The following is a 24,940-nucleotide window of genomic DNA, read 5'->3' as shown; positions in this document are numbered from 1 at the left end:
GGCCGTCATTCTTGACTTTCCTTGACCAAAGTTGTTAAAATGTATCATGCAGTTTGAAAGGGGAAACGAAGTTATGGCACGTCATGAAGGAATTTTGATCGCACAAAACAAAAAAGCAAGACACGATTATACCATCGAAGATACGTTTGAAGCTGGAATCGTCCTGCAAGGAACAGAAATCAAAGCGATCCGTGCAAGAAGAGTCAACTTGAAAGATTCTTTCGCACGTGTTCAGAACGGTGAGGTTTTCCTTCATAACATGCATATCAGCCATTATGAACAAGGAAACCGCTATAACCATGATCCCTTGCGAACACGCAAACTGCTTTTACACAAAAAAGAAATCAGTAAACTGATCGGTGTTTCGAAAGAATCCGGGTATGCGCTTGTACCGTTGAAGCTTTACATCAAAAACGGTTTTGCGAAGCTTTTGCTCGGAGTCGGAAAAGGGAAGAAGAAGTACGATAAGCGTGAAGACTTGAAACGCAAGACCGCTAAACGCGAAATCGAGAAAGCTTTCCGTGAACGTCAGAAGATGTAATCTATTTCCATTAACAACGTACGTTCGATATGTTATAATAAAAGTTGTCGCCAGTTAATAGATGAAGTTCGAAATATCACCAAATGATAAACGGCGAATTTCTGTGTTACACGGTTTTTCCGATCCTCACGTATCTCAAAATACGCTGTGGTTCTCAAAACCGTCGTGCCTGGAACTTCTTGTTTCTAATTCGTCAATTTTTCGAACGTTTTATTATACACAAAAAGCAACTTCAGTAACTCTCATTTATATGGGGACGTTACGGATTCGACAGGGATAGGTCGAGCTTAAGTTGCGAGCCGAGGGGGTCGGCCTCGTAAAAACGCCAACGCCTATAACTGGCAAAGAAAACAACAACTTCGCAGTAGCTGCGTAACAGTAGCTTTGCGGTTCCTCCCTGCATCGCCCATGTGCTAGGGTAAGGGACTCAACTTAAGTGGGCTACGCCGGATTCCACCGCCTGAGGATGAAGGAAGAGACCAACCAGGCTAGCCACACGGATGCCTGTCGATAGGCTGAAGTGCTGGCGAAATGCCAATATATCGACTACGCTCGTAGAAGCTTAAGTGCCGATATTTCTGGACGTGGGTTCGATTCCCACCGTCTCCACCATACATAACTTATGGTGGTTTTTTTATTTGTGAACTGAAGCATAAGTTTGCCGAATTGGCTAGCTTATGCTTCAATAATTTTGGGCAATTTTATACTTCAAAATATAAAATGTGAACCTCGAAAATTCGCAATTTAAATATAAAAGAATTCTCAGAAGAATTGGAATTTCTTATCATGAAAGTTTCCTGTTCAAAAAATCTACAGTATCGTTTAACGGATGCAGAGACGATATTATCTAGTTCTAATTTACGCGGGGTAAGAATGTCACTTGTTGTTCCCGCTGTTGGCGGAATAGTGGTGTTGCTTGTAGTCACAACGTTATCGGTATACAAACCTCGTGGCATGACTCGCTACGGGTGGCGAAAGCAGAACAAATATAAGGAATGAATAGTAAGGTGAGTCACTCAGGTTGTTTTTACTAAACTAACTGTGCATTAGTTCAAGAAGCTCGGGTTACTCTGAAGATATTTCACATTTTTCTTATTCCATTTAAGGGTGCAATTTTGAAGTAGTGAATTATGCTCTTTCTTCATTTATAGGGTCATATTGTTGAGGATCGCTTTCTGACAATTCTAACTGATTTGTGTTAAAATGTATCAATATCTGAGAGGAGAGATAGTATGCAAAAGGTTGGAATTGTTGGAGGAATGGGACCAGAATCAACGGTAGATTATTACAAGTCAATCATTTCTAAATTTCAAGAAAAGATAGGAAGTAAAGAAGATTTACCAGAACTCTTTATCAACAGCATTAATATGTATAAGGTGTTTAATCTGCTTATGAATGGACAGACAGAAGAGTTAATAAATTACTTGGCTGAGGCAGTTCAAAATTTAGAAAAGATAGGGTGTAATTTTGTTGTAATGTCTGCAAACACACCACATATTGTTTTTGAACAAGTTTTACAAAAAGTTCAAATACCTATGATAAGTATCGTAGAAGAAACATATAAAAAAGCAGATGAATTGGGGTTAGAAAGGATTGGTCTTTTAGGACTAAGTTCACGATGGAAAGTGTTTTTTTCAAAAAACCTTTTATTTCTAATCAAAAGGATATTATAGTGCCGAATCAATCAGAACAGGAATACATACATAAAAAGATTGTTGAAGAATTAGAAAATGGTATTGTGAACAATGAAACAAAAAAAGAATTTTTGAATATCGTCACTCAAATGATAAGTAGAGATGGTATACAAGGGATCATATTGGGTTGTACAGAGCTCCCTATGTTAATTAAAAAAGAGGATTTAAATATCCATCAATTAAATACAACAGAAATTCACGTTAATAAGATTGTCGATACCATTCTTATGGAAAAAAACTATTAACCTTGTTGAACTATACCGGCTAATAGAAGCTACTCGGTTATTCCATTATAGGGCGCAATTCTGTAGCAAGAGTTGTGCTCTTTCTTTATGAAAAGGGCTATATTCTGAAGTAAGGAAGGAAATTTATAGGATCACGTGGAATAAGAGGTTGCTATATTTAATCCACAAAAGGGCCAAATTGTATAGGGATACCTATAAAGAAAATTGGATATCTATGTTTAATTTAGAAGAGATTGTGAAGAGATGTATTTAAAGTGTAAGCAGGTTAGTTGACTAAACCCTCTTTATTTTTACGGATTAAAGGTCTAAAAAACAGACAGAAATTTTTTCTGTCTGTTCTGATTCTTAAAATGAGTATAATTCCCCGTCATCTGGCACTAAAACATTAGAGGAGATTCCTTTTTCATTAATAAATCTTTTTAATTCTTCCCTTGATAATGTCCAATGATTTACAGCTTCCATATGGCTTGCAATAATTTTTGCATTAGGGGCAGCCTTATACACTTCATAAACATCATCTATCCCCATTACGAGGGAACCGCCTTCTAGAAATTGATTGTCACCAGCATTTACAACAATGATATCTGGTTTGTGTCTATCGATTACTTCTTGAACAGCTCCATACCAAACAGTATCTCCAGCTACATATAAAGTTTTCTCATTGTGGTGTTTAAGGACAACACCACACACTAGACCAGCAAGTTTTAATATTTCTCCTCTACCGTGCTCGCCTTTTGTTTTAATTAATTGGACGTCTTTAAAGACTGTATCTTCTTGTAAAACTTCTACATTTTGAAAACCATCGTTTTTAACTACTTTGGCATCTTCTTCATTTTGTACAAACATTTTAATATCTTTTGGCAGTGCCTCTTTAGCTGCATTATCATAGTGATCTAAGTGTAGATGAGTTACAATGACAGCATCTACATTATTAATAATATCGTCAATGTAGGTTGGTAAGCTGACTAAAGGATTATTTTGATCTTGCCTTAATGAATTGGGAAAGGGCGGATAAGTACCCTTCTCAGCCAAAAATGGATCTATTAAAAACTTCTTCCCTGCATATTGGACAACTATTGTTGCATTCCGAATTTGTTGTATATTCATATTCATTAGCTCCTTTTCTTTAATGTACATATAGTTTATAATAAGACCACTTTTTACTTACATAGATAAAATCAAGTCTTTTTGCAGTTTCACTTGATAATTGAAAGGATTTGAAGAAATGTTAGATAGTACGGATATTCGTATCATAGATGAACTTTCCAAGAACAGCCGTATCACTATGAAGGAATTAGGTGAAAAAGTCCATTTGACTGGACAGGCTGCTTCAGCCAGGGTTGCGAAGTTAGAGGATAATGGAATTATTGAGGGGTATAGCATTAAGGTCAATCAAGCAAAAATGGGGTATTTTGTTCACGCAATTATACATATTTATACGAAAAGCACGAATCATCAACCTTATTGGTCGTTCATAAAAGAACAAGAACAATACGTCATAAACAACTACAAAATCAGTGGAGAAAGTTGTTATCTTCTTGAATGCAAATTTCCATCCAATGAAATATTAGATGAATTTTTGACAAGCTTGAGCAATTATGTGAGCTATAAATTATCGATTGTTATTAATAAATAATACATAATTAGAAATGAATTATTGTGAATATATTCACTTCAACTAACGTGACGTTAGTTGAATTATGAACCAACTTTTAAAGAACTTGAGTTATAGAGAACAAAATTTTTAGCCTATCTCTATGAAGCATATAGGAGAGCAATGAGAAAAGAGTATTATTATGCTTTGAATTGTATTGATGGGGTTTCGGTTATCCATGTGTACTGCGTGGTATATGGAAGCTGGGAATCAACCCAATGCATTTGGTGATTGGGCAAAATATGAAGGTGTAAGGTAAGCCCTGATTGGCAATGCACCCTTCTCGAAAGTTGGGAATGTGGGAGAAATACCGAAGAAATTATAAGTATAATGAGAAGTATAGTTCATGAGTTTAAAGAAGTTCATAGGTTGCTTTGCAATAAATTAAAAGTTCAAAAAGACCAAGATTGGATCATATTCAAGAGAAAATTGGATTTAGAGAGCAAGAAACAACTATGTTTTACCTTGAATATACAGGAGATATTAAAATGCTTAACCCAATTGATGAAGAGATAAACGTAATTAGGTTTATAGAAAAGGCTAAGGTGTTGGAAGTTTTGTCACACGAAGATACTCGTAACTTTTTCACCAATTACTTTATTACTTAAATAGGAGTTCTTATTCAGCAATCGGGGGCTTTTCATGAAAAAAGTGCTGCCAACATACAGTAAAACGACTTCCGCAATCGGGCGAATTACATTAATTAATTGATACAGAAGGTAGGAAGCTATGGGGTTTTTAAAGGGATGTTTTGCTGCTTATATTACCGTAATTATAATTAAGATCATTTACAATTTGTCTTGGAGACATAGTTTCGATCACGAATTGATTTCTATAATGATATTTAGCTGGATATTGATACTACCTGGATGTCTATTAGGTGAGTTATTCTACAGTAAAGTTGTTAAGAACAAAAATATCATTCTCGGCCTTATTACCTATACCTTGCTAGGAGCAGTTTATGTGTTGTTTATTGAAGTAATGGATGGAGATTTTGAACTCGGGATGGGGATGTATTTTTACGCTAACAGTATACTAGGATCAACTATGTTTTATATATTCAGACGGCATTAATTTCAAAGTTATTACACAATCGGACACAATTGTCGAATTAGCTACTGGATCATAAATACTTAAGGATTGAGCAGTTAAACTGAATAAGACCTTGTTAAATTTACGTATACCTAAATGGAAAGAAAAATTGCAAAATAAGGTAGCATATTATACAAATGGATGGAAATTAGAGGTATTATTTTGGTGTTCGATTAAGTCGTAAATAGGAAGGCTATTTCTAATTAACCGCATTTGATTAAGTTAAACACTTAAATCAAGTGCGGTTTATAATTTTTATAAAAACGGAGGTAAAGGAAAGCTTACATGGTGCGAGTACACAATGCGTATTTAATCCTATCTTAGCAAGAGGTTTGGAAATATACACAGGTACGATTTATGAAATCTTTTTATCTAATAAGTCCATTAAGTCAAGTATTGGAATGGTGGAAGGTATTATAATGCGATCGGCGGTTTTATCGGAACGAATGATAAGTGTTCAACAGTAGGTATTTCATTTGGTTTAGATGTTATTTATACGGCTCTAAGCAAATCGATAGCAATGGTTAGAAAACGTTCAAATGTGGATTTTTATATAATCCCGTTAAACACACCAAAAGAATCCTTGCTTCAAGCTATTTAAGAAATCAAGGCTATAAAGTCGAGTATGAACTAATGAATAAGAAATTAGGCAAAGCACTGGATAAAGCAAACAAAGAAAATATCCCAAACGTTATCATTATTGGAGAGGATGAAGTCAGGAATAATCGAATTACAATAAAAAATATGGACAGTGGGGAAGAAAGGATCGAATCTTTTCGATTTGATAATAAGTAATATGAGTTATTCCAGATAAGGACGCGTTTATTTAGGAACGCGTCCTTTTGCGTGTATCTGGCCATTTTATTGAACAACAGCTTTAAAGGAAATTGAATAATATATGTTAAATTTCAGAAGAGATTGTGAAGATTGTACTTAAATTAACGAGGCAGTTTAGTTGAAGTAATAATTGTCAGAAAAACCAATATGCGATATATTGGTTTTATGGAAAAAGACATAATAAAACCAATTAAACGTTTATCATTTAGAGATGAAGTATATCAAACTTTAAAAAAGTCGATTATCACCTTGGAATTACATCCAGAAGAACGCTTAAATGACAAGGAATTAGCAGACAAGTTTGGAATTAGTCGCACCCCTGTTAGGGAAGCCCTTAAACGACTTGAAGATGAAGGACTTGTTGAGTCACTTCCAGGGTCATCTACTCGTGTAGCACCATTAAAATTAGAGGAGGCGAAACATGCTTTTACTGTTGTAGCAGTTTTACATGCTTTAGCTGCTCGACTTGCATGTCCTTTATTAAAGGAAACGGATATTGAAGAATTAGAGTTTAGTAATAAGAAATTGCGACTTTCAATTGAAAAAGGTGATATTATTAAGGCGATTGAGGCAGATGGAACTTTTCACAAGGTTTTCTTAGACGTGTCTGGCAACCCTGAAATAGTATTCGCATTAGAACGTAGTCTACCTAAAATTCAACGGTTAGAGATTTCACAATTTACTACGATAAAAGGGTTGAATTCGGTTGAGCAGCACAATCAAATTATATCAGCTTGTAAAAATCGGGAATACGAAACAGTTGTCCGTCTTGTAGAGGAAAACTGGCTAAGTCTTGGTGAACTGCTTACACAACAAACGGAGCCGAGGTGAGCTCTGAATGCAACCAATTTTACTAGGTATTTATGCAGCCTTCTTTTTTGCTTTTACATTTGTTCTCAATGCATCTATGGAGTTGTCGGGTGGTAGTTGGATTTGGAGTGCTTCGCTCCGATATATCTTTATGGTTCCATTTCTCTTGTGTATTGTAATAATTAGAAAAAATTTACGACCACTCTTAAACGAAATGAGAAAACAACCAGGAACATGGGTTTCATGGAGTTTTGTTGGTTTTGGATTATTCTATGCTCCTTTATGCTTTGCAGCTGCTTATTCACCTGGTTGGCTTATCGCTGGAACATGGCAAATTACTATTATTTCAGGTACTTTACTTGCACCGTTGTTTTTTGAAACGATATACACAAAGAATGGGCCTTTACAGATAAGACAGAAAATTCCCTTTAAAGGTCTTACACTATCCCTTATCATCCTGTTAGGTATTGTTCTAATGCAAATGGAACATGCTAAACACCTTTCTTTAGAAAGTCTATTACTGGGAGTTGTCCCAGTTCTAATAGCATCATTTGCATATCCTTTTGGGAATCGTAAAATGATGGATGTGTGTGAAGGGCGTCTAGATGCGTATCAACGAGTGTTAGGAATGACACTGGCAAGCCTTCCATTCTGGTTTTTACTTTCCTTGTATGGTCTTTATACCGTAGGATTACCAAGTCAGGGGCAAAGTCTTCAATCTTTATTAGTGGCAATTTGTTCTGGAGTCATTGCTACTGTCTTATTTTTCAAAGCAACAGATATGGTGAGAGGGAACATGCAAAAGTTAGCTTCTATTGAAGCAACGCAATCAATGGAAGTACTTTTTGCATTAGCTGGTGAACTAATATTTTTATCGATACCAATTCCTTCTCCATTATCTTGGTGCGGTATTTTCATCGTCATTCTTGGCATGATTTTGCATAGCTATGTTTCAAATAGAAAAGAGGACAGTCATTTTAAACAATCAGTAAAACTAAACGAAAGTGTGCGACACTGATAGAAGGCATCGCTTTTTCACTAACGGGTAGCTTTTCTTAAATAGGATTGGATGAATGATCTTCAACAATCAGGCGCACTTCTTGAGTAAGTGCGTTTTTTTGAATTGGGCCAGGTTCATTAAATAACCCTTTATTTATGCTACTATTAGGGTGATTAAGTGTAATGGAGGTAGAGGGCTATATGGATCATTATTATTTATTTGTAATAACAACCTTACTGATTACACTTACTCCTGGTGCTGATACAGTATTAGTCACTAAAAATACACTCGTTCAGGGAAAAGGAGTAGGTTTTAAAACTGGTGGTGGTGTTTGTGCAGGTATTACCATTCATATAGCAATTGCAGTTCTTGGTTTATCTGCAATTATTGCTAATTCTGTTTTACTTTTTCAAATTATTAAATATGCCGGAGCTACATTTCTTATTTTGATGGGGATATTTACACTTTTTTCGAAGAAGCCACACTTAAACTCGGATACAAACACTTCGGAGAAAACACCTAAAGGTTCTTATTTCATGCAAGGCATGTTCTCGAACGTACTTAACCCTAAAGCCATTATTTTTTTCATGTCATTTTTACCGCAATTTATCGTCCCTGACGAGCATACTTTATTACAGATGATTATCATAGGGATAACGCCAGTTTTAATAACTTTTATATGGTTATTTTTCTATGTTAATCTGATTCATTACATTCGAGTATGGTTCAATCAACCATCATTTATTTCTGCATTTCAACGATTAACAGGATTTATGCTGATAACCTTGGGAGTGAAATTAGCTTTTGAAAGGAGATAGTTTCAAGTTTCGGGTGGCTTTAGTTGAAGAAATATAAGCTAATTTGCATTCGTGTTTCTATTTTCATTATTCCACTATAGGGCGGAATTCAAAAGTATTGGAGTGCACCCCATTGTTCCGTTAAAGGGGCCATATCCGTAGTAGGACAAGCCACATTTATTATGAAATTAGAGATTGAGTTGGATCACCAAATTAAAATAAATAGAAGTTGATAGTAACTCAAGAAGATTCTAGTGACCAGGAATTTTTATGGTCGCATTATTAATGTATATTTCACTTGTATGCCCAGTAATATCTACTGGTATCCCGTCTTTAACTAAAAGATTATTGATATCAACGCTAGAATTATCAACTTTTATTGCTTCTCGGTTCATATATTTATAGAAGCCTACCTTGACCGATTGGGTAGAGTATGAAAGGCAAAAAGTCCTATATTAATTTAGCTTAGTTCAATGGTATGGACAAGCCTATATCAATATTCCTGATTATTCAAAAAGAACATATTAATACTTTTTTTTATGGTAAAGTTTATTTGTCAAAAAATTTGGTGAATTAAAGGAGGGTATTATTATGTTACGCAGGAAAATGTTCATTTTTGTCGTTTTAGCAAGTTTGCTTCTCGGTATTACAGCAGTATTTGCGAATCCTACGAATTCTTCCTTAGCTCATGATGATGAAAAAACCACCACTGTAATTAACAAAACCCTAAATCACCAGAGTTGGAAAGGAGCATGGGCAGCGAGTCCTCAGCCCCCCTATGAAAATGGTATTTCTCAAGAGGGTTTTGAGAATCAAACGGTCAGGATGATCATCCATCCACATGCTTCTGGAGAGAAAGTTCGTCTTCGCTTTTCTAATGTATTCGGTTCAGAATCGTTGACGTTTGGAAATGTAGGTATTGCGCTTTCAGAAAATGAAGCTGGCATAGTACCCGGATCAAATGTACAAGTTACCTTCTCAGGGGAGAGAAGTATTACGATTCCACCAGGTGCGGAAGTAATTAGTGACCCATTGGATTTTAAAGTGAAGGATGACCAAAATCTCGCAGTCAGTGTTTACATACCAGAGGCGAGTGGTCCGACCACGTGGCATAATCTTTCGAGACAAACATCCTATATCTCAGAAAGCGGGGATCATACAGAAGCAGAAGAGGGAGTTGCTTTTACTGATACAGATGTCTCCTGGTTTTGGCTCTCAGGAGTAGATGTCTTGACGAAAAAGAATGATGGTCGAGTTATTGTCACATTGGGGGATTCCATTACCGATGGCCATAGTTCGACGATCGATGCAAACTTACGCTGGCCAGATATTCTTGATGATCGTCTCGATGAGAAATATCATAATAAGAATTATTCGGTACTGAATGCGGGAATTTCAGGCAATAAGATTTTAAGGGATTCACCTGTTTATGGTGTGAATGCCTTGGCCCGACTTAATCGTGATGTATTGTCCCAAACAGGCGCAACCGATGTGATTTTACTTGAAGGAATCAACGATATCGGTCATGTCCCTCATACCCTTGATTCTGAAAAAATTATCGATGGTATGGAACAAATTGCGGCACAAGCACATGCGAAGGGGTTACGGATTTATGCAGGGACTCTATTGCCATTTAGAGATACAATATTTCAAGGGTATTTTACTGAAGAGGGAGAGGTCGTAAGACAAGAAGTGAATGAATGGATCCGTACAAGTGGTGTTTTTGACGGTGTCATCGACTTTGACAAGGTGATGCAGGATCCGGAAAATCCACAAAAGCTTCGGCCGGAATATGATGCAGGAGATCATTTGCATCCAAATGATCCAGGATACCAGGCGATGGCTGATGCGATCGATCTAGCTTTATTTCGCCATTAAAAATATACTAAGAGGCTGGTCCATAAGTGTCTGAATTTCTCCGTACTTAAAAGGGCTGTCCAAAAAGTGTCATAGTCACTCCGACCTTTTAGGACAGTCCCTTTTAATTCAAAAAGTTGTGTTGGGGTGACTGTAGGGCTGTCTCACTTTTTAGCAAGAAGGTCATTTCGCTACAAGTACAGAGCAGTCTGCCTCAGATACGACCTTCTGGCTGACGCTGCCAAGCACCCATTTTTTCAGCCCGCTTAATCCACGGCTTCCAATCACAATCAACTCAACCTGTTTGTCGGATGCATACTCACAGATTGCTCTCGCGGGTTCTCCTGCAAGCAATTCGATTTTTACATTATTATAAAAAGGCTCTGCATATTCTTTCGCTTCTTTCAATACTTTTTCGTTCCGTTCCACACTTGTGTCGACTTCTCTCAAGCTATCTCGTAAGATCGCCGTATTATCTCCACTTAGTGTGTGACCAACACCGTACGGTGCAAGGGCCAAATCTTCATCAACATAAACCAGAGTCAAGTCACCGTCTGCCATTTTTGCGATCTCGGCACCGGTTTTTATTGCTTTCTTACTGCCATCAGAACCATCAATTGGAATCAGGATATTTTTGTAGTTCATGTTCATCCTCCTTTCATCCCTGTTAAGCTTCTTTCAAGTACATCATCCAGGAATTGAGGGACTCGGGATACTGTTTGCAAACATGAGGTCTTTTGACTTGCATCCTGCCATCTTTTAAAAATTACATGATGATTCTCCTCCTTTAGTATTCATGTACCCTCTGAATCTCTTTTCAAACTTACAGCATGATAGCAAAAGTAAGCTCCAAAAAACAAAAACCCCCACTCGATAGTGGAGGTTAATACTTATTGCTCCATTAAGCTGTCAACAGGAACACTTTCTTTGCTGTTCGGATTATCAAGTGGATGGATCGTAGCTGTTCCATTTGATTGGTCCACGTGTTCGATGTACACATTCTGCCCATTGTAGGTCACCTCAACCATCTCAGGGGATGAAGTGATTTCTTGTGCGCGGCGAGCGTCCATTGTGCCACCTCCTTTAGATATCAACAGTACTACTATGTGTTTTGATCCATCGGGATATACGTCAACGTCATCCTTTTGAGATTAGTGATAAAACCCATTCTTTCAAGTCCACCGTCCGTAAATGGTTTGGACTGGAACTCGTCCCGGTAACAATCATCGGGATGTAGGAGTCCTGTGCATGCAAACCGCCATGGCTTGCACCTCCTACATGTGTCGGTGAGCTTTCCCCTTTGAATTCATAACCTGGTTTCACGCTTGCAATAAGGTACTCGCCTTGGTGAGAATTCAGGCTGCTGTGGATTCGGGCGAATGCATCAGGATAGTCGCCGTACTCAAGGTCATTTTCTTTTTTGGAAATGTCCAGTAACCCGAGATCTCCTTCGACTGACCATGTTTGTCCGTATTCATCTGTGTAATCCCCGTCAGGATGGAATTTCAGCTTTCCTTTATTAACACCTGATCTCACTTCAACCCAGCTTTCATCTTTCCAGGCAATCATGTCGATCCGTTTATCTTTTTCAAGATGGGGGACGAGGTCGGAGATTGGAAGTTTGTTCGGATCAAGTGTATAAATGAACGTCATCCTTTCATTCACACCAAGTACGAGTTGATCATCAGGCATGACACCTTTTTTCAACTTCATCACTTTATAATCTTGAAAAGTCTGTTGCAAATCAACCAGAGCTATTTGTTTATCAGCATCGATCCATGCTTGGCCATTGTCACCCAGTATGATCCAACTGTATTTTTCTATGGCATCTTCCCATGAGTCAAACGAATTCAATACCTTCTGCAATTGTTGATCCACTTTTTCGATTCCTTTTGTATACATTCGTCCATTCTTATGAATCCATTTGTCCAAATCTGGTAAATATACGATTGTATAAGGTGGAAGCTTGTCTTTTTTAATCAAGCGGATCAGCTCATGGGAAGAAAACGTGTTATTGAAACCGAATCTTTGCCAAAAGTGCTGATGCTGTGTTGAAGGTATGTATTTCGAGAACCTTCCATATGTAAAGCCATCGGGAGCTTTCACTGCCACTTCTGTGTTCATGCCTGTCAGCCATTTCAAAAGCGTTGGGAACGTATAATAATGGTCCTTTTTCCCTCTGAAGATAAGTGCATTGATCGACGTTGACAACTGTTCTTGATCACCCAGTTCCTCATGGATGGTGCGGACCTGTTGACTAATGTGTTTGTTGTTCATATTGAAAAATAGATCTTCTAGGGACTGATGAAGACCGAGCTTGAGGGATTCTTGAAATGAACTTCCATAGTTGATGAGCCGGTTTTCTTGTTTGTTGAACCATACTAACCCTGGAAGTTGATGCTTATCTGGATAGGTTCCGGTCAGTAAGGTGGTATCTACAGTGACGGACATAGTTGGAAAGGGACAGATAAGCTTAGGAAAGTACTGGCCCTTATCCATGAAAAATTTGAACGCAGGTGCCTGGTTGTTTTCAAGAGCTTTTTGTAACGTTTCATCCATTAATGTGTCAACCATAATCATGATCACAGGTTTTTCTTGGGATTTTTCATTTGGTGTTCTCGACATTGGTTACCATCCTTTATCGTTTGAGCTATATTTAAATTTTTTATAGATTTTTAGGATATCTTTTATGCGACCTGTGCAAAGGTAAGCTTTAGTGCTTTCTTTAGCAAAAATCACTACAATCCTTGGAGGAAAAGCGAGCCAGGCAAGACCGAGCAGCCATGTTTTTTAGTTAACGGACACCATAGCCGTTATTTGTGAACATGCAGCTGATTTTCTATGATATTTGCGAATTAAGGTCCCTGGTGTCCGTTAAGTTTGTAAATACCCATTATTTTGGTTGAATAAGGTCTCCTATGTCCGCTATCGGGTATGTGCAACTTGGTTTCAGCCTGGATAGAGCGAGACAAGTGGTTGCCCGCGGAAAGGGAGTGAATTTCGGAAAAATCAAGGAAGTGAATTTAAAGCCAACAGTTATGCACATCGTTCTTATTCTCTCTAAATAAATGAATTTAATAAGGTGAAAAGGGGATTTTCTGTGGAATTGAAAATAATGACCTATAATATCCGACATGGTAAAGGAACTGATAAGAAACTTGATATACATCGAATCATTAAGGTGTTGATGGATTCTGATGCAGACATCATCGGCCTTAATGAAGTGGATAAGCAGTTTTCGAAAAGAAGCGAATTCATGGATCAGGCAGAATCGATTGCCAGTGCGCTTGAAATGGCCTATGTTTTCGGGCCTGCAATTACAATGAAATCGGGAGGAGAAGGTGAATGCCGACGATATGGAAGCGCGATTCTGACACGGTTTCCTATTTTGAAATCGACAAATCATCCATTCGACTTCTTGCCAGGAATCGTTGAAGATCGCGCCTTATTGGAAGTCCTGATTGAGATTGAATCAAAAACTGTGGCTGTTTATACCACTCATTTAAGTCTCGCACCTTTTCTGCATGGAAGACAAACGGACTTCATCATTGATCATGTAACCAAAAAGAATATACCCACGATCATCATGGGTGATTGGAACATGAAACCTTTTTCAAGCAGCTGGCGATCAGTGACAGAGCAGTTGAATGATACCTGGTTCGAACAGCATGGCGATAAAGAGCTTGGCCACACCTATCCTTCCAAAAAGCCACGGATGAAACTGGATTATATTTTTACGAATGAATTTTTTCAGGTAAAAGATGCGAAGGTGCTCAAAGAAAATAAGAAAGCCTCCGATCATTTGCCATTGTGCACAACATTGAAATTTAACGAATGATTTGTCAGTTTTCGACAAAATAACGGACTTTTCTTTAAATTTTTACTTTTTTACTTACTCCCACTTTCATCCATATCACTTCGAAAAACTTATAGAATCATAAAGTTGATTGGAAAAATTAGTTAAATGCATTGGGGAACAACTAGGAGGGACATCATGGAAAATACAATCAACGAAAATTCGGAAGCTGTACCGAAAAAGAAGCAAAAGCATCCGAAAGGTCTATTTTTATTATTCATTACTGAGATGTGGGAGCGCTACAGTTTTTATGGAATGCGTTCGATTCTCGTTCTTTACTTAACTGCTGAATTGTTCAGTGGCGGATTAGGGATGGACAATGAGTCTGCCCTGATGTTATACGGACTTTATACTGGATTAGTTTATTTCACACCTCTCATTGGAGGTTATCTTACAGATAAACTGATGGGGCTCAGGACTGCAATCACCATTGGTGGGGTTACAATGGCGCTTGGAGATTTCTCCTTGTTCGCAATCCAGTCTGAATGGGGCTTATATTTAGGTTTACTATTATTGATTATCGGTAACGGATTTTTCAAGCCGAATATTTCTACCCTGGTAGGTGAATTGTATTCTAAAAATGACCCAAGGAAGGATTCAGCGTTCACCATCTTCTATATGGGAATCAACCTGGGTGCATTCATATCACCGCTAGTAGCAGGTTTTATCTATGCAAACTGGTTCTACTCGAATACAGGCGGAGTTGAAGTGTTCGGTTTCAAATATGCGTTCCTGGCATCTTCAATTGGGATGATCATTGGACAAGTAACGTTCAATGCGTTATCGAAAAAATACCTGGGTGATATTGGAACAAAGCCGGCAGTTGCAAAAGCGAAACCTTCACTTGATAAAACGATAAAACCAAAGCCTTTATCTCGACAGGAGAAACATCGCACAGCCGTCATTTTGATTTTGGCATGTTTTACTGTCATGTTCTGGGCAGGTTTTGAACAAGCAGGTGCATCGTTCACGCTATATACACGTGACTTTGTTGACCGTACGATATTCGGATATGAAGTACCAGTATCCTTCTTCCAGTCATTGAATCCATTATTCATCCTGTTGTTGGCACCTGTCGTTTCGGCTTTCTGGCTTAAATTAACCAGAACGAAACGCGGTGACTTTGCAATTCCGACAAAAATGGCATTTGGCTTGATTTTACTCGGAGCAGGTTTCATGGTCATGGTGCCAGCTGTAATAATGTCTGGAAGCAATGAAGCAGATCCGATCAAAGTATCAATGATGTTCATGATCGTGACCTACTTGCTTCATACACTGGGGGAATTAGCATTATCGCCAATCGGATTGTCACTTGTAAGTAAGATGGCACCGATCAAAATCGCCTCTTTATTGATGGGTGTTTGGTTCTTGAGTAATGCTGCAGCAAACTATGTCGCAGGTTATATCGCATCACTTACAACGAAATTCGGATATCTTGAGATTTTCATGTATCTCGGACTTTCAGCAGTCGTACTAGGTGTAGTTCTACTCCTGATTTCCAAGCCACTGCAAAAACTTATGCATCTTGATGAAATCGAGAATGCAACAAAACCCTATTAATTTCAATTAAGAGGGCTGTCCTATTTTGTGTAATACTTTGAACAGCTCTGCTAAACATGTTTTACTAGAAGGGAACAGTTGAAAAACTGTGTGAGAAAGGAGGATGCTTATGGCATGCAATATTGACCATACCTTAGAGGATGTAGAAAAGAAATTGAAATCCCAATCTGATTATGTACCGGTTGAATTATACAGGAGCAGCGGGAATTTTCTCAAAGGCAATCCTACTCAAGAAGAACTCAACGAGATGTTTCATTTACTGAAAAAATATGATTTAGCTTCTGAAGAAGAAAAACTGGAACGGGACAAAAAAATTTCTGCATTGACGAGATAGTAGAAGAAAGGTAAAGGCTTCGGCATTACAGCTGAAGTCTTTTTTGTTTGATTTTTTCACCTGTGAGGATTTACCGGACACAGGAGACCTTATTTAGAGGAAAATGCCGCGTTTGAAAAACGTAACGGACACCAGGGGCCTTATTTTGGGAAATCTGATCATAATCATAGGATTTTGAGATGAATAACGGCTCTGATGTCCGCTAAATTATTGGGAACACCCCTTTTTGTAACAAATAACGGCTCTGGTGTCCGTTAAAAATAGAATGCGCCTCCTTCCCTATTTATTCGAGTCATAAAATCCAACTTCTGTAGATATGATTTTATAGAATCGAAAGGGAGGGTACTCCATGGCTGATTTTACAAAGACAGCGAGGTTTGAACATGGATTCTGGTTACAGATCCTGGGTGATCACGCTCGTTTCATTCATGACTCGCTTGCCCCGGAGCAGACAAAGGAAATTGCACAGGCGAATCATTTCATTAAGACTTACGATCAATTGTTAAGTCAAGTGAAAAATGGGGATATGGTTGAACTTAGCAAAAAAGCTGAAGAGGAAAGCAAAAAGCTTAGACAATTCAAACTGGATCTCATCAAACGTCATCTGGTCGGAAAAATCAAAATTGGTTTAGGGCCGACGTTCCTGAACCATATGGTCAATGAGTTGGAAGAGTATTTGCGAATTTTACCTTTTTTGAAAAAAGGAGAAGTGCCGCCTACGCTGCATGAAGTCCATCACCATTTGATCTGGCTGTTGGATGCGGCAGGCCATGCTGGTGCTATCTCTGATAACATGGATCGGATTGAAAAGAAGATCAAAGAGAAAAGTGATGATTTCACGAAAGACTTTGAATCGTTCTATCTGAAGGCGGTTGAAATGGCAGGATTTCTTCGTACCAACTTGTCTACGTTTCCTGCATTGGAGAAATTCAACGATGATATTTCACTTGAAATGAAGCTGTTCATGAATTTCCTTAAAGAAATCGAGGAAATGGGATTGAGCAAAAAAGTTTTGGGTACCTTTGCGCCATTGATGGCTGACCATATGATGAGAGAAGAGTGCTATTATCTGATGAAACTGGCTGAGGTATCACACCTTTCCCAACCAAAATGCGATCCGACAAAACCACGATTGAAAACCTGATGAATCAAAACCATCCTCACAAAAAGGATGGTTTTATAGTGGAAAGCTTTTGAATTGATTTCTGCGAAATTCACTCCCTTTCCGCTGGCGATCCGCAAGCCTCCTCGCGAATTCCTCGCTGTGGGGTCTTGCCTGGCTCCCTCTTGAAATCAATCATAGTTTGCAAAGCCAAATTAACGGGCTTATCATATTTTCTTCACGGTCAAGGAAATAAACCATTCATATAGAAAATGAAAGGTTGAAATGGAATTAAATGGGGTAATGTAACTGTAAAGGGGTCAATGTTCTGTGAAATGAATAATTTACGCAAAACAACAAAACTTAACGTTTAGGTACATATGGAACAGTTGACCTTAAAACTTCAAAACTTCGAACAGGGGGAGAAAAATTGGCTTTTAACGTTTCCCAAAAATTGCTCAAGGACCATTTGATTTCAGGTGAAATGACGCCAGGTAATGAAATCGGTTTGAAAATCGACCAGACCCTTACCCAGGATGCGACTGGTACGATGGTGATGCTAGAACTGGAAGCTATGAAACTTGATCGGGCAAAAACAGAAGTATCTGCGCAATATGTCGATCATAATATCATCCAGGAGGATAGCAAAAATCCGGATGACCATTTGTTTTTACAAAGTGCCACTAAGCGTTTCGGTTTGTATTACAGCCGTCCTGGAAACGGCGTCAGTCATCCGGTTCATATGCAACGGCTCGCTATCCCTGGTAAAACGTTATTGGGCTCGGACTCTCATACGTGTGCCAATGGATGTATGGGTATGCTTGCCATGGGTGCAGGTGGAATTGATGTCGCGATGGCGATTGCTGGAGAGCCGATCTATATCAAAATGCCTCAAATCTGGGGTATCAAATTGACTGGAAAACTTCCAGAATGGGTGAGCGCCAAGGATGTTATCCTCGAATTGCTGCGTCGTCATGATGTAAAAGGCGGTGTCGGTAAAATCATCGAGTATTATGGTCCGGGGCTAGAAGACTTGAGCGCGATGGATCGTCATGTCATCGCTAACATGGGTGCAGAACTCGGGGCAACCACGACCGTTTTCCCATCCGATGATGAAGTGAAGCGCTTTTTAAAAAGCCAAAACCGAGAGAATGACTGGGTAGAAATCGTCGCTGATAAAGATGCAACGTATGATCTGCATGAAGAAATCGATCTATCAGAGCTTGAGCCTATGATTGCCAAACCATCAAGCCCTGGAAACGTCGTCCCTGTTAGGGAAGTGGCTGGAGAACCGATTTATCAATCCTATATCGGATCTTCTGCAAATCCAGGGTATCGAGATTTTGCGATAGCTGCTGAAATGATGAAAGGCAGGAGGGTTGCAGATGGCGTTTCCTTCGATATCAACCCGACGTCCAGACAAATGTTGACAGACCTTGTCGATGATGGACATATCGGTAGCCTTCTCACTGCGGGGGGACGCTTGCATCAAGCGGGTTGTAACGGATGTATCGGAATGGGGCAGGCACCTGCAACAGGGCGGAACAGTTTACGGACGACACCACGTAATTTCCCTGGGCGTTCCGGGACGAGAGAAGACAGTGTGTTCTTATGCAGTCCAGAAACAGCAGCGGCTTCAGCAATGACAGGAAAAATTACTGATCCAAGGACATTGGATATAACGTATCCGAAAGTGAAAGCCCCGGACCATCCGACGGTTGATGATGCGTTACTTAATGAGCCGCTTCCACCAGAGGAAGCAAAAAAAATTGAGCTTGTAAAAGGGCCTAATATTGCTTCGATCCCTGAAATGGATGAATTGCCGGATGAATTGGAATTGCCGATTTTGTTGAAAATGAAAGATAACATCTCGACGGATGAAATCTTAGCCGGTGGTGCACGTGTCCTTCCATACCGGAGCAACCTGCCGGAAATCAGTAAGTTCACCTTCGAGATCATTGATGAAACCTATTATGAGCGTGCAATGGAAATCAAAAAGGTAGGCGGTCATGCGATTGTCGGGGGCTTCAACTATGGTCAGGGATCAAGCAGGGAGCACGCTGCTCTTGCACCGAGATTCCTCGGCTTACGTGTCGCGTTGGTCAAGGATTTTGCGAGGATTCATTGGCAAAACCTCGTGAACTTTGGCGTCTTACCGCTAATGTTTAAGAATGAAGCAGATTACGATCTGTTGGAAGAAGACGATATCATCCAACTGAAAAACTTGAGGGCACAGCTTAAACAGGGGAAAGAACTGACTGTGATTCTAAAAGAAAAACAGAAAGAAATCCAAGCTGTCCATACCTTATCAGATCGTCAAGTGGACATCATGCTGAAAGGCGGATTAATCAACTGGGAGAGGGATCGACAACATTAATCAAATGCACCAAAGAAAGGAATGAGATCCATGGTTGATCGGAACCAAGTTTGTAAAGCGTGTGATGGCAGCGGACTTTTGGCTGATGATGAAAACTGGCAATATAGCTGCACGGTTTGTGGTGGAGACGGCATTTTCGTCTCCGGAGACAGGCCAGAACCGGCTCACCTTTTTAAGGTAGATGAAAACAACCGGACAATGGAATAGAAATGAATGATGGCTGTCCCCTAAAAAGGACAGCCAATTTTTTATTTGTAAAGATTGTTGTTTTTCATAATTCCCTTGTAATGGAGTGGAAATATATTCGCTTCCCGCAGGCGAGCCGCAAGCCTCCTCACTTGCACAGGATGTGCTGGCTTCGACGTTCACCACAGGACGTACTTGTACAGGATGTACTGACTTCGACGTTCACCATAGGACGTGGTGGTATTTAGTCGAAGTTCATTATTATAGTCGAAGATCATATTAAAAAGTGTGGGGTCTCACCCCGCTCGCTTTTCCTGCAGGAGTCTCGTATCTTTCCAATGCTTATAGATTTTCATCTACATCTATCAAATTATAGGAGTTCATTAGCATCAATCTTTTAGAAAACAGTCTTTAAAGTATAAGGTATAAATCCAATTAATTTCTAAAGGACACTATCTATGGTTCGTCAAAATTTCAAGGACATTTGAGACGAAAACCTCTTCATTGATTCTGAGCGCGATGCGTGAACAACCCGGCCCGAAACAGTTTTTTGTTCCTGGACGGAAATCTGCGACACTTTGACCGCTCGTATATTCACCTGCATCTTCAATACTGACTTCACGTCTTCTGTATTGGAACAACCCATCGATTTCAAGTGCAGCCATTAAGGCAGCCAAATCATGCTGCGGTGTACCCTCAATACCTGGTTCAAGTTGCTGATATACCTCGTAATAGAAGTCTAAGATCGGTTTGATGAGTCCTTCTAAAGCGGAATCTGCACGGGAATCGATGAAATTGACTTCTTCTGGAGTGAGGATCGCGTCCCTCGTCACATTTAAAGGAATGATAGTAAGATTCTTGACGTTCTGGGTAATGAAATCCGCCGCGATTGGATCACCAAAAAAGTTGGCTTCCGCTACCTCGGTTGCATTGCCTGGAACGTGGAATGCTCCACCCATCAAATAGGTTTCCTTAACATTATCCATCACTTCAGGACTTATATAATGGGCGATAGCTAGTGAAGTGCATCGTCCCACATTCACAATTGTAACCTCTTTAGGATTTTCTTTGATCAAACGGAACAGCTTGCTGAAATTTGTCCGATTCGCGTATCGTTCTTCAGGAATCGGGGGATCAATCGGGCCAAGGCCTTCTGCCCCATGGATGTCGGGAAAAAAGACTGGATCTTCACCGCTCAGGGGACGGGTCGCACCGGCAATGACAGGGATATCAGTACGCCCGGCAAGCTCGAGCAAATACTCGACATTCCGATATGCTTTTTCCCTATCGATGTTCCCGTAACCACTGACGACTCCGATCAAATCTACTTCAGGATTTTTCAACGCATAAATCAATGCAATTGCATCATCTATACCTGTATCTGCAAATAGGATGATTTTCTTCATTTCTTCACCTCATCCTATCCTATGAAAAAAGGACAAGCATGGCTTGGATACTTGTCCGGTGTGGTTTTTCAAAAAGGAAGAGGTTGTAGATTTATTCGGAGGTTGTGACTATTCTTTCCGGATCAGCCGGTCCTTCGTATTCGAGTGCATCAAAAACAAAGGTGAAGGCGAGGGGATCTTGAGCGATGAATTGATGTTCGACCTGGTCGTAAGGGTAATGATCCTGGATGGTGATGTTACTAACCTGATCAGCCGGACCATTTAAGAATGCTGAAGAATAGGGCACGACCACTTCATCATTTCGCGTTGTAACCACCGTGTATGAGGTCTCCCCAGGGGTTTCGTCATACATGTTCAGATCCGATAAAAAATCCGATCCTTGCAGCTGTTGTTGGCAAGCGGCACATGAACTGAAATTTGAACCGGTTTCCGTCAGTTCCCTGAAGCCGGCAACACCATCCGTTCCATGGTTGGATGGAACAAGGCCGATCAGATCCTCGACTTTTTCAGCCCCGCCAAGGAACTTCATAAAATAACGCGGCATCATTCCGCCCTGACTGTGCCCAACAATCGATACTTTTTCTGCTCCAGTCAGATCGAGTACTTTTTCAACGAAGGTTTTGAGCTCTGCAGCTGACTCTTCGATCGGACCGGTTGAAGGACCCGCAGTACTGAATCCATAGTTCAAAGCGAATACGCAATAGCCTTTTTCTTTTAACGCCGGGGAAAGATTGATGAAGTTCCGTTCCATTGTTTCAAAGGTTCCGGGAACGAGCACGACTGGTTCAGGATGCGCTGCGCTAGGTCGGCAGTTTGGATCATTCGCTCCAGGTGGAGGTGGTCCTTCTTTAAGCAAAAATCCCGAATCACTTATTGCTTTAGCCGGGCGGTGATCAAGTGCGGCAAGGGCAGCGATCAGCAGAATAGTGAAGATGATGCTATTCGTTTTTTTCACAAATTCACCCTCATTTCAGATAGATTGGTTAGTCATTATTAAATAGCAAGGGAATAACCAGGTCAATCAAGTTAAGGAGAAAACCGGATAAATGTGAACTAAGACTCATTTTATGGAAAATAGAGGTTAATTTTGTAGCAATGATTTAAAATGAAGGTAATCCAGTGAAAGAGGGTGAGTTGATTGACAAGTAATCTTGAAGTGAGAATTGCTGATTTGACCAGAAATGACAAAGGCGATTTGAAAGGACAAGATGTCACTGTCAAAGGATACCTTGCCGGAAAACCCGATGAGCCGCTTGATGATGGGTACAACTATCCTTTTATCGATGAGGACATGAATGGAATCCTCGTGAAGTCGAAAAAGAAGCTTGATGATCTCGAGCCAGGTAAATGGTTCGACATACGCGGAAAACTGGATGTGGATCACCAGCAAGAATTGCATGTCACCTCTGAAACAGACATCTCAAAATCCGACGCTCAGCAAGAATCTCCTTCCCACTCACGCCAATTTTCATCCTCAGTAAAAAAAGTAGTCGATGGCGACACCATTCACTTAGAAAAAGCTGTATTAGGTACGACAAAAGTCCGCTTTGTTTCAATCGACACTCCGGAAACAAATTACCAGGGAGACTCCCAGGGGTATTATGCAGAAGAAGCGACGAGACAGCTTCAAAATCTTTTGCCTGAAGGCGAGGATATCTCGATTCGAGTTGGAGATGAAGCCTTCGATCAGTATGGACGCTTGCTCGCAATTGTCTTGAAAAAAGAACAGAACATCAATAGAGAAATGATTGAGATTGGAATGGCAGTTCCTTATTTCATCTATCCGAATTTGGACAACTTCGAAGAATATGGGGATGCTGTCGTTCGAGCGAAAGAAGCGGGTAGGGGACTATGGAATCCTGACCGACCGATCGATGAACTTCCTTATGAGTTTCGTTTCAACAAACGTGGCGGTCCGGATAAATATGTCGGGCATTTCGAAACGAAGCAATACGTAGAGCCGGAAAAATGGGAAAGCATCCCAATCGAACACCGCGTCTTCTTTTTAAAAGAAAAAGACGCGATTGACGCAGGTTATAAAAAGAATTCAGAAACGCCAGGATGTTGAATAGAAATAACGAATCCCGCCTCTGATGGCGGGATTTTTCCTTTATATAAGGTGAGGCAGTTGTTTCAGGAAGTGAACAGATTAACCTGGAAAGTGAACAGATTGAATCCCTTCTAAAAGGGGTACATTGATAGATAGATTGTCTAGAGAGGAGCATCTATCGTGTCATTCAAGAACAAGGTGGTTATCGTAACGGGTGCAGCGAATGGAATCGGAAGAGCGATCGCAAAGGAATATGCGAGGAACGGTGCAAAGCTGGTTCTCGCGGATCTTGATGAAACGCAAGGAAAACACGTCCTCAATGAAATCATCAAGGAAGGTAGCGAAGCTTTCTTCCTCAAAACAGATGTACGGAACGAAACCGATATTATCAGCCTCATCAACCAAACGAAGAGTGAGGTTGGTCCGGTCGATATTCTCATCAATAATGCGGGCATTTCCCAATTCAAATCACCATATGAACTTACAGTAGACGAGTGGGACGACATCATCAATACCAATTTGAGAAGCGTATTCCTCTGTTCTCGTGAGGCAGCTAAACACATGCGTGAGAATGAGGGAGGGGGAGCGATCGTCAATATCGCATCCACCCGAGCAAGTATGTCAGAGCCGAATTCGGAAGCTTACGCGGCTTCGAAAGGGGGAATCGTCTCGATCACCCACGCCCTTTCTGCATCTTTTACATCAGACAGGATTACCGTCAATGCGATCTCTCCAGGCTGGATTGAAACCGGAAAGTATGAAGAGCTCAGAGAAATCGATCATGAACAGCATCTGTCCAAGCGTGTCGGAAAACCGGAGGATATTGCTCGTGCCTGTCTCTATTTAACTGATGAAAAGAACGACTTCGTAACCGGAGCGAACCTCGTCATAGATGGCGGTATGACGAGAAAAATGATCTATGAACACTGAATCAATAATAGACTTGACAAAAAAGAAGATGATCCCAACCAAATGCGGCTGGGATCATCTTTTCATTATAAATTACTATTATGAGGTAGTTATGTTATTTTTATGGTTGCTTCGTTAAATTCACTCCCTTTCCGCGGGCAAACGAAAAGCGGAAGCGACCCGTTTAGGCACGTAGGTCACTGGAAAACTGACGAGGGGGCTCGAACCAAACGAAGACTTGGTTCTGCGTGGGCTAACTCATAAGGATGTCAATCAATGTGTTGCCGCGCAGGAAGTTTGAAGTGATCCAAGTGACTGGTCGCTGAGCTAGACATCACTCCCCTGTATTAACCCACTTCCGTAAGCCTCCTCACTTGCACAGGATCTCAACACAAAAATGACATCATTTTCGTGTCTGCGAAGAGAAATCTTAGAAGCGTTTATCCTGCCGACTTCGACGTTCACACCACAGTCTTACTTCCATCCTTGTAGTTTTGCGCGGAGTAACCGCAGGCGCAGGACGTGGTAGTTTTTAGTCGAAGATCCTTAATTCGCTGTAGGGTCTCGCTTGGCCCGCTGATCCCGCTGGAGTCTCGTGAATTTATCATCTTAAATATGCCTCACACTCGTTAT

General features: G+C 40.1%; 22 protein-coding genes, 1 other RNA gene and 1 pseudogene. 18 read left to right on the top strand and 6 right to left on the bottom strand.

The annotated features are described in order from the left end of the window. The first annotated feature begins 73 nt into the window (after positions 1 to 73). The 3 genes and pseudogenes from smpB to KOL94_RS25785 all read left to right on the top strand — a co-directional run bounded on the left by smpB (position 74) and on the right by KOL94_RS25785 (position 2,480). On the top strand, positions 74 to 541 hold the full coding sequence (smpB, locus tag KOL94_RS13045) for an SsrA-binding protein SmpB (protein WP_221566841.1): 468 nt from the start codon (positions 74 to 76) through the stop codon (positions 539 to 541). 252 nt (positions 542 to 793) lie between these two features. Beyond that, positions 794 to 1,153: a transfer-messenger RNA gene (gene ssrA, locus KOL94_RS13040) on the top strand. Between the two features lie 620 nt (positions 1,154 to 1,773). Beyond that, positions 1,774 to 2,480 (top strand): annotated as a pseudogene (locus KOL94_RS25785) (aspartate/glutamate racemase family protein). Between the two features lie 345 nt (positions 2,481 to 2,825). Here the strand turns inward: KOL94_RS25785 and KOL94_RS13030 are convergent. Beyond that, positions 2,826 to 3,587, bottom strand: coding sequence for an MBL fold metallo-hydrolase (locus tag KOL94_RS13030; RefSeq protein WP_221566840.1), 762 nt, complete (start codon positions 3,585 to 3,587; stop codon positions 2,826 to 2,828). 118 nt (positions 3,588 to 3,705) lie between these two features. Between KOL94_RS13030 and KOL94_RS13025 the strand changes: the two genes are divergently transcribed. The 7 genes from KOL94_RS13025 (at position 3,706) to KOL94_RS12995 (ending at position 10,548) form a co-directional block, all read left to right on the top strand. Then, positions 3,706 to 4,116 carry an Lrp/AsnC family transcriptional regulator gene (locus KOL94_RS13025; protein WP_221566839.1) on the top strand — a complete coding sequence of 137 codons (411 nt, stop codon included), beginning with the start codon at positions 3,706 to 3,708 and terminating at the stop codon, positions 4,114 to 4,116. Between the two features lie 425 nt (positions 4,117 to 4,541). Continuing rightward, on the top strand, positions 4,542 to 4,742 hold the full coding sequence (locus KOL94_RS13020) for a hypothetical protein (RefSeq protein WP_221566838.1): 201 nt from the start codon (positions 4,542 to 4,544) through the stop codon (positions 4,740 to 4,742). Between the two features lie 1,117 nt (positions 4,743 to 5,859). Next, positions 5,860 to 6,021: a His/Gly/Thr/Pro-type tRNA ligase C-terminal domain-containing protein gene (locus KOL94_RS25270; protein WP_260412309.1), complete on the top strand. Its 162-nt coding sequence runs from the start codon at positions 5,860 to 5,862 to the stop codon at positions 6,019 to 6,021. A gap of 207 nt (positions 6,022 to 6,228) precedes the next feature. After that, complete coding sequence (locus KOL94_RS13010; protein ID WP_221566837.1) at positions 6,229 to 6,894, top strand: GntR family transcriptional regulator; 666 nt, start codon at positions 6,229 to 6,231, stop codon at positions 6,892 to 6,894. 7 nt (positions 6,895 to 6,901) lie between these two features. Then, a complete protein-coding gene (locus KOL94_RS13005) occupies positions 6,902 to 7,891 on the top strand; it encodes a DMT family transporter (protein WP_221566836.1) in 990 nt (329 codons plus the stop codon). Positions 7,892 to 8,073: 182 nt separating this feature from the next. Then, positions 8,074 to 8,691, top strand: coding sequence for a LysE family translocator (locus KOL94_RS13000; RefSeq protein WP_221566835.1), 618 nt, complete (start codon positions 8,074 to 8,076; stop codon positions 8,689 to 8,691). A 570-nt stretch (positions 8,692 to 9,261) separates the two neighbouring features. Further along, positions 9,262 to 10,548 (top strand): SGNH/GDSL hydrolase family protein, encoded by a 1,287-nt coding sequence (locus KOL94_RS12995; protein WP_260412308.1) that lies wholly within the window; start codon positions 9,262 to 9,264, stop codon positions 10,546 to 10,548. Positions 10,549 to 10,710: 162 nt separating this feature from the next. Here KOL94_RS12995 and KOL94_RS12990 read toward each other — a convergent pair whose 3' ends face one another. The 3 genes from KOL94_RS12990 to KOL94_RS12980 all read right to left on the bottom strand — a co-directional run bounded on the left by KOL94_RS12990 (position 10,711) and on the right by KOL94_RS12980 (position 13,152). Then, positions 10,711 to 11,172 carry a universal stress protein gene (locus KOL94_RS12990; RefSeq protein ID WP_221566834.1) on the bottom strand — a complete coding sequence of 154 codons (462 nt, stop codon included), beginning with the start codon at positions 11,170 to 11,172 and terminating at the stop codon, positions 10,711 to 10,713. Between the two features lie 245 nt (positions 11,173 to 11,417). Then, positions 11,418 to 11,597, bottom strand: coding sequence for a small acid-soluble spore protein H (locus KOL94_RS12985; protein WP_221566833.1), 180 nt, complete (start codon positions 11,595 to 11,597; stop codon positions 11,418 to 11,420). 67 nt (positions 11,598 to 11,664) lie between these two features. Then, positions 11,665 to 13,152 (bottom strand): alkaline phosphatase family protein, encoded by a 1,488-nt coding sequence (locus KOL94_RS12980; RefSeq protein WP_221566832.1) that lies wholly within the window; start codon positions 13,150 to 13,152, stop codon positions 11,665 to 11,667. 475 nt (positions 13,153 to 13,627) lie between these two features. Between KOL94_RS12980 and KOL94_RS12975 the strand changes: the two genes are divergently transcribed. The 6 genes from KOL94_RS12975 to KOL94_RS12950 all read left to right on the top strand — a co-directional run bounded on the left by KOL94_RS12975 (position 13,628) and on the right by KOL94_RS12950 (position 19,963). Beyond that, complete coding sequence (locus KOL94_RS12975; RefSeq protein ID WP_221566831.1) at positions 13,628 to 14,365, top strand: endonuclease/exonuclease/phosphatase family protein; 738 nt, start codon at positions 13,628 to 13,630, stop codon at positions 14,363 to 14,365. A gap of 156 nt (positions 14,366 to 14,521) precedes the next feature. Then, positions 14,522 to 15,943, top strand: a complete 1,422-nt coding sequence (locus KOL94_RS12970) for a peptide MFS transporter (RefSeq protein ID WP_221566830.1) — start codon at positions 14,522 to 14,524, stop codon at positions 15,941 to 15,943. 109 nt (positions 15,944 to 16,052) lie between these two features. Next, positions 16,053 to 16,277 (top strand): group-specific protein, encoded by a 225-nt coding sequence (locus KOL94_RS12965; RefSeq protein ID WP_221566829.1) that lies wholly within the window; start codon positions 16,053 to 16,055, stop codon positions 16,275 to 16,277. A 349-nt stretch (positions 16,278 to 16,626) separates the two neighbouring features. Then, positions 16,627 to 17,421: a DUF2935 domain-containing protein gene (locus KOL94_RS12960; protein ID WP_221566828.1), complete on the top strand. Its 795-nt coding sequence runs from the start codon at positions 16,627 to 16,629 to the stop codon at positions 17,419 to 17,421. A 388-nt stretch (positions 17,422 to 17,809) separates the two neighbouring features. Then, a complete protein-coding gene (locus KOL94_RS12955; RefSeq protein ID WP_221566827.1) occupies positions 17,810 to 19,756 on the top strand; it encodes an aconitate hydratase in 1,947 nt (648 codons plus the stop codon). Between the two features lie 21 nt (positions 19,757 to 19,777). Further along, complete coding sequence (locus tag KOL94_RS12950; protein ID WP_221567768.1) at positions 19,778 to 19,963, top strand: hypothetical protein; 186 nt, start codon at positions 19,778 to 19,780, stop codon at positions 19,961 to 19,963. A gap of 431 nt (positions 19,964 to 20,394) precedes the next feature. On the opposite strand, the gene KOL94_RS12945 is transcribed toward KOL94_RS12950, so the two are convergent. Together KOL94_RS12945 and KOL94_RS12940 are read right to left on the bottom strand one after the other, a co-directional pair. Next, on the bottom strand, positions 20,395 to 21,348 hold the full coding sequence (locus KOL94_RS12945) for a nucleoside hydrolase (protein ID WP_221566826.1): 954 nt from the start codon (positions 21,346 to 21,348) through the stop codon (positions 20,395 to 20,397). 91 nt (positions 21,349 to 21,439) lie between these two features. After that, positions 21,440 to 22,303, bottom strand: a complete 864-nt coding sequence (locus tag KOL94_RS12940; RefSeq protein ID WP_221566825.1) for an esterase/lipase family protein — start codon at positions 22,301 to 22,303, stop codon at positions 21,440 to 21,442. Between the two features lie 183 nt (positions 22,304 to 22,486). On the opposite strand from KOL94_RS12940, the gene KOL94_RS12935 reads away from it, so the two are divergent. Further along, complete coding sequence (locus KOL94_RS12935) at positions 22,487 to 23,416, top strand: thermonuclease family protein (RefSeq protein ID WP_221566824.1); 930 nt, start codon at positions 22,487 to 22,489, stop codon at positions 23,414 to 23,416. Between the two features lie 162 nt (positions 23,417 to 23,578). Continuing rightward, positions 23,579 to 24,328, top strand: coding sequence for an SDR family NAD(P)-dependent oxidoreductase (locus KOL94_RS12930; protein WP_221566823.1), 750 nt, complete (start codon positions 23,579 to 23,581; stop codon positions 24,326 to 24,328). Positions 24,329 to 24,940: the final 612 nt, after the last annotated feature.

It is taken from the genome of Alkalihalobacillus sp. TS-13, from assembly GCF_019720915.1.
Classification (GTDB): domain Bacteria; phylum Bacillota; class Bacilli; order Bacillales; family Fictibacillaceae; genus Pseudalkalibacillus.
Note: the sequence above shows the minus strand (reverse complement) of the source record. Positions and strands in the feature narration are given on the sequence as shown.